The 12,205-nt window shown below is 61.4% G+C and carries 12 protein-coding genes; 7 read left to right on the top strand and 5 right to left on the bottom strand.

Annotation, left to right across the window (positions count from 1 at the left end):
- Positions 1–61: 61 nt before the first annotated feature.
- Positions 62–1,240 (bottom strand): nicotinate phosphoribosyltransferase, encoded by a 1,179-nt coding sequence (gene pncB, locus I6L44_RS15720; RefSeq protein WP_216952335.1) that lies wholly within the window; start codon positions 1,238–1,240, stop codon positions 62–64.
- A 101-nt stretch (positions 1,241–1,341) separates the two neighbouring features.
- Positions 1,342–1,977: a nicotinamidase gene (locus tag I6L44_RS15715; protein ID WP_005356142.1), complete on the bottom strand. Its 636-nt coding sequence runs from the start codon at positions 1,975–1,977 to the stop codon at positions 1,342–1,344.
- Between the two features lie 74 nt (positions 1,978–2,051).
- Here I6L44_RS15715 and I6L44_RS15710 point away from each other — a divergent pair, with 74 nt between their 5' ends.
- Genes I6L44_RS15710 through I6L44_RS15700 form a run of 3 tightly spaced genes read left to right on the top strand, consistent with a single transcriptional unit; the run spans position 2,052 to position 3,518 of the window.
- Complete coding sequence (locus I6L44_RS15710) at positions 2,052–2,702, top strand: DNA mismatch repair protein MutT (RefSeq protein ID WP_201953894.1); 651 nt, start codon at positions 2,052–2,054, stop codon at positions 2,700–2,702.
- A gap of 19 nt (positions 2,703–2,721) precedes the next feature.
- Complete coding sequence (locus I6L44_RS15705; RefSeq protein WP_120416227.1) at positions 2,722–3,027, top strand: hypothetical protein; 306 nt, start codon at positions 2,722–2,724, stop codon at positions 3,025–3,027.
- Positions 3,024–3,518, top strand: coding sequence for a DUF523 domain-containing protein (locus I6L44_RS15700; RefSeq protein WP_201990897.1), 495 nt, complete (start codon positions 3,024–3,026; stop codon positions 3,516–3,518). The genes I6L44_RS15705 and I6L44_RS15700 overlap by 4 nt, the downstream gene beginning before the upstream one ends.
- Here I6L44_RS15700 and I6L44_RS15695 read toward each other — a convergent pair.
- The 3 genes from I6L44_RS15695 to I6L44_RS15685 all read right to left on the bottom strand — a co-directional run bounded on the left by I6L44_RS15695 (position 3,443) and on the right by I6L44_RS15685 (position 6,955).
- Positions 3,443–4,408 (bottom strand): acyltransferase, encoded by a 966-nt coding sequence (locus I6L44_RS15695; protein ID WP_042055344.1) that lies wholly within the window; start codon positions 4,406–4,408, stop codon positions 3,443–3,445. The genes I6L44_RS15700 and I6L44_RS15695 overlap by 76 nt on opposite strands.
- Positions 4,409–4,414: 6 nt before the next feature.
- Entirely contained in the window at positions 4,415–5,314 is a 900-nt protein-coding gene (locus I6L44_RS15690) for an acyltransferase (protein ID WP_042055342.1), read from the bottom strand.
- Between the two features lie 126 nt (positions 5,315–5,440).
- Positions 5,441–6,955, bottom strand: a complete 1,515-nt coding sequence (locus tag I6L44_RS15685; protein WP_042055339.1) for a YifB family Mg chelatase-like AAA ATPase — start codon at positions 6,953–6,955, stop codon at positions 5,441–5,443.
- Positions 6,956–7,339: 384 nt separating this feature from the next.
- On the opposite strand from I6L44_RS15685, the gene ilvG reads away from it, so the two are divergent.
- The 4 genes from ilvG to ilvD all read left to right on the top strand — a co-directional run bounded on the left by ilvG (position 7,340) and on the right by ilvD (position 12,203).
- Positions 7,340–8,986: an acetolactate synthase 2 catalytic subunit gene (ilvG, locus tag I6L44_RS15680; protein ID WP_216952334.1), complete on the top strand. Its 1,647-nt coding sequence runs from the start codon at positions 7,340–7,342 to the stop codon at positions 8,984–8,986.
- Positions 8,983–9,261 carry an acetolactate synthase 2 small subunit gene (ilvM, locus tag I6L44_RS15675; RefSeq protein ID WP_005342011.1) on the top strand — a complete coding sequence of 93 codons (279 nt, stop codon included), beginning with the start codon at positions 8,983–8,985 and terminating at the stop codon, positions 9,259–9,261. The genes ilvG and ilvM overlap by 4 nt, the downstream gene beginning before the upstream one ends.
- Positions 9,262–9,273: 12 nt before the next feature.
- Positions 9,274–10,218, top strand: a complete 945-nt coding sequence (locus tag I6L44_RS15670) for a branched-chain amino acid transaminase (RefSeq protein WP_042055335.1) — start codon at positions 9,274–9,276, stop codon at positions 10,216–10,218.
- A gap of 143 nt (positions 10,219–10,361) precedes the next feature.
- The gene (gene ilvD / locus I6L44_RS15665) at positions 10,362–12,203 is read left to right on the top strand and encodes a dihydroxy-acid dehydratase (protein WP_216952329.1); all 1,842 of its coding nucleotides are present in this window, start codon (positions 10,362–10,364) and stop codon (positions 12,201–12,203) included.
- Positions 12,204–12,205: the final 2 nt, after the last annotated feature.

Below are 12,205 nucleotides of genomic sequence, written 5' to 3'. Positions count from 1 at the left end.
TGATTAAAAAAGCCTGCCGGTGCGAACCAGCGGGCTTTTTGTTTTCTGGTGTTGGGGAAGATCAGACCCCGACGTGGAACGCCTGTTTGAGGTTGCGGATAAACTCCGCATCCCGGCAGAGGGTCTTGCCCGGGCTGTCGGAGATCTTGGCGACCGGGCCGCCATTGCACTCGATCAGCTTGAAGACGATGTTCATCGGGCTGACACCGGGCAGATCGCAGGTGAGCTTGGTGCCGATGCCGAAACTGGTGTTGATGCGGCCACGGAAGTGGCGGAACAGCTGCACCGCCTTGTCGAGGTTGAGCCCGTCGGAGAAGACCAGAGTCTTGTCGGTGGGGTCGATGCCGAGGCGCTGATAGTGGCTAATCGCCTTCTCGCCCCACACTACGGGATCGCCGGAGTCGTGGCGCAAGCCCTGATAGCTGCTGGCCAGCTCGAAGTCGAAGTCGCGCAGGAAGGCATCCATGGTGATGCAGTCGGTCAGGGCGATGCCGAGATGGTCGGTGAACTCGTCCAGCCAGCTGGTGAGGGCAGCGCGCTGGCTGTGCTCCAGCGGGAAGCCGAGCTGCTGGTGTGCCTGGAACCACTCATGGGCCTGGGTGCCGACAGCGGGCAGCTTGTACTTCTGGGCCAGCATGTAGTTGCTGGTGCCGCGAAACGCCGGCAGCCGCTCCTTGAGGCGACACACTACCGCATCCTGTACCGCATGGGAGAAGCGGCGGCGGGTGCCGAAGTCGATGAGGTTGAACTCGCTCATCTCGTCGCTGCTCAGCTCCTTCTCCAGCTTGTCGATCTTCTGATCGAGCCGCTCCAGCGCATGGCTGACGCCGAACTGGGGGTAGCGGAAGCGGTTGCGCATCTCGCTGATGATGGCAAGCACCGGGATTTCCCACAGGATCACATCCTGCCAGGGGCCCTCGACCCGCACATTGATGCGGCCATCCTGCTCGAACACCTTGAGCAGGGAGGCGTCTAGCGGCTTGCGGCGCAGGTGGTCGAGGTAGTCAGGAGTGAAGAAGGGGCGCTCGGCCAGAAAATCGAGCTCTGGCTTGGTCAGTCGCAGGGATCCGGCGAGGCGCAGTTGCTCCTCGATCTGCCCCATCATGGGCAGCAGATCCTCTTCATTGCGGCTGTGAAACTCGGCTACCACCTCGGCATCCGGATAGCGATGGAACACCGCCTGCTGCATATGCAGCTTGTAGGCATCGGTGTCGAGCAGGCTGGTGAGGATTGGAGGCATATCAGGCTCCTCGCAGACTGGTGAGCACGATGGTGCTCCCCTGCCGCATATGTAACGTGCAGGCGTCGGTGTCGAGCAGGCTGGTAAGAATCGGTGGCATATCAGGCGTCCAGCAGGCGTTGTACATCGATCAGGGTCTGGGCCAGTTCGGCGCCAGCCTCAATCATCTGGGTGTGGGCGCTGGCAACCGTCGCGGGCGCGATGCCACGGCAGGCATCGAGATGGACGATCACCCGGAAACCGGCGCGGCGAAGTTGCAGCACGCTGGTTTTGACACAGTAGTCGGTGGCGAGGCCGCCGACCAGTACGGTATCGACCTGGCGGGCTTGCAGGAATTCGATGAGTCCGGTGCTGCGCCGTTCTGCCAGGTCGTGGAAGCAGGTGCCGTAGGGATGGAGATCCGGTTCGACCCCCTTCCAGACGAAGAAGTCATAGTCGATGGGGGCGGGCAGGCCGTCGAGCAGCTCAAAGCCCTTGCTGCCCGGTACGCAGTGCACCGGCCAGGTGAGGTCGGCGTTGGGCAGATCCAGCGGCAGCAGCATGCCGGCGGGGTCAGAAACGGCCCAGTCGGCATTGGCAGGGTGAGAGTCCTTGCTGCCGATCCGCAGCGTGGCGAGGGTGGCCTGAGCGTTGAGCGCAGCCACAATATCATCACCGCCCGCAACGGGCAGTTCGTTCGGGCAGAGGGGGGTAAAGCCCTTCTGCGCATCAATATCCAGGCTGGCGACGGTTCCCATGATTGGCTCCTGCACATACTATTCGTGTGATATTATCTACCAAACATTAATGGAAGGCGAGCAGGGCGATCGGCATGCTGAGAATGAGTCTGGATATGGTGGTGCTGCGGTTGCATGAGGAGCGGCTCGAGCTACTGCTCGAGACCCGCGATCGCCCCCCCTTTGCCCACTGCTGGCAACTGCCGGCGCTGCGCATCGACGAGACCCAGGATCGGGATCTGGATGCCGCCCAGCGCCGTCTGCTGGCGGAGTGGGGGCTCGGTCACTGCTACAGCGAGCAGGTCTGCACCCTCGGCAATCTGGAGCGGGATCCCCGCGGCTGGTCCACGACCCTGGTCTATCTCTGTCTGGTCGATCCGGAAGTGGAAGCGATCCACGGTTGCTGGCATCCGCTCGCCAACCTGCCGGGGCTGAGCCTCGCCTTCGACCATGTTCAGCTCATCGCCAAGGGGTTGGAGCGGCTGCGGATCAAGAGCCGCTACAGCACCCTGCCGCTGCAACTGCTGGGGCCCGAGTTCACCCTCTCCGAGGTGCAGCGCGCCTTCGAAATCATCCTGCAAACACCCATGAATACGGCGGCATTTCGCAAGCGGATCCATCGCGCCGACATTCTGGTTGATACCGGCCGCAAGCGCACCGGCAAACAGCGCCCCGCCATCCTCTACCGGCTGGAGAGCCCCTGCTGCGTGATGTTCGATCAGGTGATGCACGGAGCAGAAGCGTAAAAGAGAGATCGTTGTTGCTATGAATTACAAAGTGAAACTTTCGCTAATTGTGCGAGATGTGGATAAAACCTGTTTTTGTGCTGGCGCCAAAGAGCTTAGCTTGCCCTTCGTTCCATTTGTTGGGCTCCGTTTGCATGAAGATATGCAAGTCTACACACTAGCGACTGTTGGGTGGGCAGACAATGAACAGTGCTTTTATTGTTCTGTAGAAATGAGTGAAGAATTATTGTCCGATGGTGATTTGATAGACATGGATTTCATTATTGAAACAGCAAAAAATTCCGGATGGGTTGGGTTCAATAAAATTCATAGAGCAGAAGTATGAGAGGGAAGGTTTTAGTTAGCGCCTGCTTGCTGGGTCAGCCGGTGCGTTACGACGGTCAGAGCAAGGGAATCGTCAGCGACTGGCTGAGTGCGCTGGGAGCCGAAGGACGGGCGCTGGCCTTCTGCCCCGAAGTGGCGGGCGGTCTGCCGACCCCGCGCCTTCCTGCCGAGCGGCAGGGCGAGCGCGTAGTGACGGCGAGCGGACTGGATGTGACTGACGAGTTTGATCGCGGCGCCGAGCTGGCGCTGGAAATCTGTCAGACGCAGGGCATTCGCTTCGCCCTGCTGAAAGAGGGGAGCCCCTCGTGTGGCAGCGGCCGTATCTATAACGGCCGCTTCGAAGGTGTTTCTGTGGCGGGCGAGGGCAAGACCACCGCCCTGCTGCGCCGCCACGGGATTGCTGTCTTTTCCGAAGATCAGTTGGCCGAGTTGGCTTCTGCGCTCTCTTTGGATTCATTCCCGGATTTGGCGGCAACTGGCAGCGGTGACTGACCGCTCTGCCACCCCTCCAGCACCTCGTCTTTCTCCTGCCAGCGCTGGTTTAGCCACTCCTGAAAACCGCGTTTGAACTGCTTGTCGTTGAAGTAATCTCCTATCAGTTGTTCATTCACCGGCAGCTCCTCAATCCGCACCTGAATGCGTTTTACCCGTCCCATCAGGAAGTCCTTGAACGGGGTCTCGGCGTTGTCCGGATAGCGGATGGTGACGTTGATCAGGCTGTCGAACTGTTCGCCCATGGCTGCCAGCGTGAAGGCCAATCCTGCCGCCTTGGGGGGCATCAGGTGACGATAGCGGGAGCGTGATGCGTCCCGTTTCTGCTCGGTGAAGCGGGTCCCTTCCACGAAGTTGATGACGGTAGTGGGGATGTGGCGAAACTTCTCGCAGGCGTTGCGGGTGGTTTCTATATCTTTGCCGCGCAGATGGGGATTTCTTAACAGAAATTCTCGCGAATAGCGGCGCATAAAGGGCATATCGAGCCCCCAGCAGGCGAGCCCCAGCAGCGGGATGTAGATCAGCTCGTGCTTCATAAAGAACTTGGGCACCGGCAGCCGATCCCGGAACAGGTGGCCGAGCACCACTATGTCGGTCCAGCTCATATGGTTGCTGATGATGAGATACCAGCCATCCTTGCGCAGCTTGGTATTGTCCTCCACCTGCCAGTCAATACGGGTGGTGAGGCGGATTACCAGCGCATTGCAGGCCAGCCACAGGCGCATGAAGCGGTTGTTGAGGCGGCTGCAGGCGCGGCTAAAGGCCGGGATCGGCAGCAGCAGTTTGGCCAGCGACACCAGCAGGATCAGACTGGCGCACAAGGCGGTGAAAAGGATGGTCAGGCCCGCACTGATGATCAGCACCAGCGGGCCGGGAAGCAGGGATAGCATGAATGTTTACTGCGCCTTGGTTGCCAGCAGTTGGCTCAGGGTCTGGTCCTTTTCGTGCCAGATCCCGTTCAACCACTGTTGAAACTCTTGTTGGAACTCGGGGTCATTGAAGTAATCCCCCACCAGCTTGCGGTCGATCGGCAAATAGCGGACCTGAACCTTGATTTGCCCGACCCGGCCACACATGAAGTCCCAGTAGCTGGGAATGCCGTCCGGATAGGCGATGGTGACATCCACCAGTTGATGCAACTGGTCACCCATGGCTGCCAGGGTAAAGGCGATGCCGCCTGCTTTCGGGTGGAGCAGGTGACGATAGGGCGAACCCTGCTTCTGATGTTTGCCCTTGGTGAAGCGGGTGCCTTCGACGAAGTTCATCACACTCACCGGAATGTGGCGGAACCTGGCACAGGCTTTACGGGTTGTCTCTATATCTTTTCCCTTCAGATGGGGATGCTTTTCCAGAAATTTCCTGGAATATCGCCGCATGAAGGGGAAGTCGAGCGCCCACCATGCCAGACCGAGAAAAGGTACCCAAATCAGCTCTTTCTTGAGGAAAAACTTCAGGAAGGGGATTTTTTGGTTAAAAACCCGCTGCAGTACCAGTATGTCGACCCAGGATTGATGGTTGGCAATCACCATATACCACTCATTCCGGTGCCCTTTGTCCACTCCGACCACCTCGAAAGGGGTTTTGATGATGGTTTTCTGGATCAGATTGTTGAAACCGATCCAGCAGCTGGCACAGCCATCGAGCAGCCAGTTGCAGAGGGTGCGCCACCCCTTGAGGGGGAGCAGGAGCTTGAGCAGACCCAGCGAGAAGATGGGGACAAACCAGAAGAGGGTGTTGAAAAAATAGAGCAGGGTGGAGAGGCTGCCGCGCAGTCGCTCTGTCAGCTTGTTGGGCATGAGTCGGGTCCGTCTTGCTGTCGATAAAGGGCCATCAAGTGGTCAGATCTGTGGCCATAATATCAGCCGATTGCCCGTGAGACCATTCAGAGCCGTTACGGGGTTGGACTTACCCTTTCTCTTCTGTCAGCTGCTGCGCAGTCGCGACAGCAGCCGGTCCATGGCCCTGTAACCGAGCGCCTCGATAAGATGCTCCTTGCCGATGGCGGGTTGCCCGGCCAGATCGGCGATGGTGCGTGACACCCGCAGGATGCGATGCCAGGCCCGGATGCTGAGCCCCAGCTTCTGGATGGCGTTCTCCAAAAATTCGGCATCTTGTGGTGATAAGCGGCAAATATCCTCTATCTCACGGCTATCCAGCAGGTTGTTGAGCTTGCCGTTACGACTCAGCATGCGCTCTCGCGCCGCCAGTACCCGCTCGCGGATCTGCTGGCTCGACTCCCCCCGCTCCGCCTTGCCGGTGAGGCTCCCCTTGGGCAGCAGCGGCACCTCCACCGTCAGGTCGAAGCGGTCGAGAAAGGGGCCGGAGAGCTTGCCGAGGTAGCGCAGGATCTGATCCGGGCTGGAGCGGGTCTGGCCATCGCCATAATGGCCGCAGGGGCTGGGATTCATGGCGCCGACCAACTGGAAGCGGGCGGGGAAATCCACCTGACGGGCGGCCCGGCTGATGGTGATGTGGCCGGTTTCCAGCGGCTCGCGCAGGGAGTCGAGCACCTTGCGCTCGAACTCGGGCAATTCATCCAGAAACAGCACTCCGTTGTGGGCCAGCGATATTTCGCCGGGCCGCGGGTGGCTGCCACCGCCCACCAGCGCCACCGCCGAGGCGCTGTGGTGCGGCGTGCGGTATGGTCTGTGGTGCCAGTGGCCGGCGCGCGGAGTGAGGCCCCCGATGGAGTGGATGGCGGCGGTCTGCTGCGCCTCCTGCTCGCTCAGCGGCGGCAGAATGCCGGGCAGACGGCTCGCCAGCATGCTCTTGCCGGTGCCGGGCGGGCCGATGAACAGCAGGTTGTGGCTGCCGGCGGCGGCGATCTCCAGCGCCCGCTTGGCCTGAGACTGACCGATCACATCCTGCAGATCCGGTACATCGGGCAGGCTCTCCGCGTTTTGGGGATCCGGCAGCGGCAGTTCGTACTGGCCCGCCAGCCAGGCGGTGACGGCCAGCAGCTGATGGGCGGTGCGCACCTCGGCATCCTGAATGAGGGAAGCTTCCGGGCCGTTTTCCCGCGGTACCAGCAGGGTGCGTCCCGCATCCCGGCAGGCGAGTACGGCAGGCAGTACCCCGAGTACGGGACGAATTTCGCCTGTCAGGGCCAACTCCCCTAAAAACTCGTGATCGAGCAGATATTTTGCCGGTATCTGCTTGGAAGCGGCAAGAATACCGATGGCGATGGCCAGATCGAAACGGCCCCCCTCCTTGGGCAGATCGGCGGGGGCCAGATTGACTGTGATGTGTTTGCTCGGGAACTCGAAATTGCCGTTGAGCAGGGCGCTGCGCACCCGATCCCGAGACTCTTTCACCGAGGTTTCCGGCAGGCCGACCATGTTGAAGGCGGGCAGGCCGTTGGAGAGGTGAACTTCCACTGTAACTTGCGGGGCCGCGATCCCGAGGCTGGCACGGCTATAAACCACAGCTAATGACATAAATCCCGTCCTTGAGTTGATATATGTTCTGACTAACTGCTTGTTGTTGGTTTTTTATTCCAGAGTTCCGGCTGGGGAATAGCCAAAATCAGTGGGTTGTCACAGAAAAAAGGCTTGCCCAATAAAAATCACCGTGCTAGTTCTAATAGCCATTCGCGGTAGAAACCGCCCCAATTTCACAGGATTTCCGGTTGTAACTATGAACATGGCCTCCCGTTTCGTCAGCATTATTGTGGTCCTAGTGGTGATTATTATCTCACCGCTCGGGGCTCGTTTAGCTGCACGGAACAAGGGATAGACCCACCACCGGACAGAACGAAACAAGCGACCCCCGAGCCTCACAGCTCGGGGGTTTTTTTTCGACCAAAGGACAGGATTTTCCACATGAACGGCGCGCAGTTTTTGGTACAGGCTCTCAAGAAACAGGGGGTGACCCAGGTGTTTGGTTACCCGGGCGGAGCCATCATGCCGGTCTACGATGCCCTGTATGACGGTGGTCTGGCCCATCAGCTTTGTCGCCACGAGCAGGGTGCCGCCATGGCGGCTGTGGGTTATGCCCGCGCCTCCGGTCAGGTGGGGGTCTGCATCGCTACTTCCGGCCCCGGCGCTACCAATCTGGTAACCGGTCTTGCGGAGGCGCTGCTCGATTCGGTGCCGCTGGTGGCCATCAGCGGTCAGGTGCCCTGTTCCGCCATCGGCACCGATGCGTTTCAGGAGGTCGACGTGCTCGGCATGTCCCTCTCCTGTACCAAGCACTCCTTTATGGTGACCGATGCCGCCGATCTGGGGCGAGTGCTGGCAGAAGCTTTCGCCATCGCCACCGAAGGTCGCCCCGGCCCTGTGCTGATCGATCTCCCCAAGGATGTGCAGTTGGCCGCCGTGCCTGCCCAGAGCCCGCTGTTTGCAGTGGAAGAGCCGGAGGTGCTCAACCCCTCGGATCTGGCCGCGGCCCGCACCCTGCTGGCCGCCGCCGAGCGTCCGGTGCTCTACGTCGGTGGCGGGGTAGGCATGGCCAATGCCGAGCAGCAGTTGCGTGACTTTGCTGCCGCCACCGGCATGCCTGCGGTCACCACCCTCAAGGGGATCGGCGCACTCGACCCCGACAGCCCCGTTTATCTCGGCATGCTCGGCATGCACGGTACCAAGGCAGCCAACTATGCGGTGCAACAGTGCGACTTGCTGGTGGTGGTGGGTGCCCGTTTCGACGACAGGGTGACCGGCAAGCTGGAGGAGTTTGCCCCCGAGGCTAAGGTGATCCATCTCGATGTGGATGCCGCCGAGTTCGGCAAGCGCCGCGCTGCCGAGGTGGGTATCACCACGGATCTCAAGCTGGTGCTGCCGCGCCTCGCCATGGCCCTCTCCATCGACCCCTGGCGTGAACACTGCGCCGCCATGGCCCGCGAATATGCGTTTCGCTACGACCATCCGGGTCAGGCCATCTATGCCCCGGCTCTGCTCAAACAGCTATCTGCCAAGTTGCCGGAGAGCAGCGTGGTCGCCTGCGACGTGGGTCAGCACCAGATGTGGGTGGCCCAGCACATGCGCTTCACCAGTCCGCGCAACCACCTCTCCAGCGCCGGTCTCGGCACCATGGGTTTCGGTCTGCCCGCCGCCATCGGCGCCAAGATGTCGCGCCCGGAGGATGAAGTGGTGCTGGTAAGCGGTGACGGTTCTTTCATGATGAACGTGCAGGAGCTCGGCACCATCCGCCGAGCCCAGCTCAAGGTGAAGATGGTGCTGCTGGATAACCAGCGCCTCGGCATGGTGCGCCAGTGGCAGGAGCTGTTCTTCGACGGCCGCTACAGCGAGACCATCCTCTCCGACAACCCCGACTTCGTCGCCCTGGCTGCTGCTTTCGGCATCCCCGGCGAGACCATCACATGCAAGGAGCAGATAGCCGGTGCCCTCGATCGCCTGCTGGCAAGCGAGAGTGCCTACCTGCTGCATGTGGCTATTTCAGAGGAAGAAAACGTCTGGCCCCTGGTTCCGCCGGGAGTCGCCAACCACCAGATGATGGAGCAACACCCATGAACCCGCACACCCTTGCCCAGCCAGCATTTGCACAACACACCCTGCATATCCACGCCCAGCCCAGACCCGAAGTGATGGAGCGGGTGCTGCGGGTGGTGCGTCACCGCGGCTTCAATCTCTGCGCCTTGAATATGGAGCAGGATTGCCAACAGCTGCGGATCACGGTTACTGTCGAGTCGGTGCGTCCCATCCAGCAGTTGTGGAGCCAGCTGGTGAAGCTGGTGGACGTCTCCCGGGTCGATGCACTGGAACAGCAACCCCGGATCAGAGCTTAAGGAGCCAAGCCAATGTCACAGCCTTCCCAATCTGCCACTCACCCGCAATACATCTGGTTCAACGGCAAACTGGTGCCCTGGCAGGATGCCCAGGTGCACGTGATGAGCCACGCCCTGCACTACGGCTCCTCGGTGTTCGAGGGGGTACGAGCCTACGATACCCCCAAAGGCACCTGCATCTTCCGTCTGCAGGAGCACACCCGCCGCCTGTTCGACTCCGCCAAGATCTACTGGATGGACGTCCCCTACAGCGAGTCCGAAGTGAATGAAGCCTGCCGCACCGTGGTGCGCGAGAACGGCCTGAAGAGCGGCTACCTGCGCCCGCTGGCCTTTGTCGGCAACGTGGGGCTGGGGCTGCATCCGCCGCTGGATGCCAAGGCTGATCTGATGGTGGCTGCCCTGCCCTGGGGCGCTTATCTGGGGGAAGAGGGGCTGAAAAACGGGGTGGATGTGTGCGTCACCTCATGGAACCGGCTCGCGCCCAACACCATTCCCACCGGCGCCAAGGCGGGCGGCAACTATTTGTCATCCCAGCTGATCAGCCGCGAGGCCAAGCGCAACGGCTTCGCCGAGGGGCTGGCGCTGGACGTGAATGGCTACCTGAGCGAAGGGGCGGGTGAGAACCTGTTCCTGGTGAAGAACGGCGTACTCTTCACTCCACCTGCTACCGCCGCCATCCTGCCCGGCATCACTCGTGACACAATCATGACGCTGGCGCGTGACTTGGGTTACGAGGTGCGCGAGCAGGCGTTGCCCCGTGAGGCGCTGTACGTTGCAGACGAGATCTTTATGACCGGCACCGCCGCCGAAGTGACCCCGGTGCGCTCCGTCGATCGGATGAAGGTAGGGGCTGGCAGCCGTGGCCCGGTGACCGAGCGGCTGCAGAACGCCTTCTTCGGCCTTTTCAATGGCAAGACCGAGGACAAGTGGGGCTGGCTGACGCCCGTCAATGACTGATGAGAGAGGGGAGGCGCGGAGCCTCCCCGAGTCGCTTCCGGTGAGTGCTTCCCATAGGAGTCTTCACCAGGATCGATTCCGATCCACTCGTATCATCACCGCATAACGCATCGAGCCCATATGGGCATTCAGGGAGTAGAGACATGCCGAAGTTGAGATCCGCCACCACCACCCACGGACGTAACATGGCCGGGGCCCGCGCCCTGTGGCGTGCCACCGGAATGACCGATCAGGATTTCGGCAAGCCCATCATCGCCGTGGTCAACTCCTTTACCCAGTTCGTGCCGGGCCACGTGCATCTCAAGGACTTGGGGCAACTGGTGGCGCGCGAGATTGAAGCCGCTGGCGGGGTGGCCAAGGAGTTCAACACCATCGCCGTGGATGACGGCATCGCCATGGGCCACGGTGGCATGCTCTACTCCCTGCCATCGCGGGAGCTGATTGCCGATTCGGTGGAGTATATGGTCAACGCCCACTGCGCCGACGCCATGGTCTGTATTTCCAACTGCGACAAGATCACCCCGGGGATGCTGATGGCGGCCCTGCGCATCAACATTCCGGTGATCTTCGTCTCCGGCGGCCCGATGGAAGCGGGCAAGACCAAGCTCTCCGACCAGATCATCAAGCTGGATCTGGTGGATGCCATGATCCAGGGCGCCGATCCCAAGGTATCGGACGCCCAGAGCGAACAGGTGGAGCGCAGCGCCTGCCCCACCTGCGGCTCCTGTTCCGGCATGTTTACCGCCAACTCCATGAACTGTCTGACCGAGGCGCTCGGCCTCTCCCAGCCGGGTAACGGCTCCATGCTGGCGACCCACGCCGATCGTGAGCAGCTGTTCAAGCTGGCGGGCCAGCGCATCGTGACCCTGGCCAAGCGCTGGTATGAACAGGATGACGAGACCGCCCTGCCGCGCAATATCGCCACCAAGGCGGCGTTCGAGAATGCCATGGCACTGGATATCGCCATGGGCGGCTCCACCAATACCGTGCTGCACCTGCTGGCGGCGGCCCAGGAGGCCGGGGTGGACTTCACCATGGCCGATATCGACCGCATGTCGCGCAAGGTGCCGCAGCTCTGCAAGGTGGCGCCCTCCACCCAGAAATACCACATGGAAGATGTGCACCGCGCCGGTGGCGTGGTCGCCATTCTGGGTCAGCTGGAGAAAGCGGGTCTGGTGCATGGGGATACTCGCACCGTGCTGGGTTGCTCTCTTGTCGAACAGCTCAATGAATATGACGTCAGCCGCCAGCCGAGTCAGGAGGTGGTGGACTTCTACCGCGCCGGCCCTGCCGGTATCCGCACCACCAAGGCGTTCAGTCAGGATTGTCGCTGGCCAGAGCTGGATCTCGACAGAGCCGAAGGCTGCATCCGCTCGCTGGATAACGCCTACAGCCAGGAGGGCGGCCTTGCCGTGCTTTCCGGCAACCTCGCGGTCAACGGCGCCATCGTAAAGACCGCCGGGGTGGATGAGGAGAACCTCACCTTCCGTGGTCCGGCCCGGGTGTTCGAGAGTCAGGAGAGCGCGGTGAGCGGCATCCTCGACGGCACCGTGAAAGCGGGCGAGGTTGTGGTGATCCGCTACGAAGGGCCGAAAGGGGGCCCGGGCATGCAGGAGATGCTCTACCCCACCACCTATCTGAAATCCATGGGATTGGGCAAGGCGTGCGCCCTGATCACCGATGGCCGCTTCTCCGGCGGTACTTCGGGTCTCTCCATCGGCCACGTCTCGCCGGAGGCCGCTTCCGGCGGCACCATAGGTCTGGTGGAGGATGGCGACATCATCAGCATCAACATCCCGGCCCGCAGCATGGTGCTGGAGGTGGCCGACAGCGTGCTTGCTACCCGCCGCGTCGCCGTGGAAGCCCGTGGCTGGAAGCCGCTCGATCGTCAGCGTCAGGTCTCCTTTGCCCTGCGCGCCTATGCCATGTTCGCCACCAGCGCCGATAAAGGCGCGGTGCGCGATCGCTCGATGCTGGGGGAATAAAT

Source organism: Aeromonas sp. FDAARGOS 1414 (assembly GCF_019047065.1).
Lineage (GTDB): Bacteria > Pseudomonadota > Gammaproteobacteria > Enterobacterales > Aeromonadaceae > Aeromonas > Aeromonas veronii_A.
Note: the sequence above shows the minus strand (reverse complement) of the source record. Positions and strands in the feature narration are given on the sequence as shown.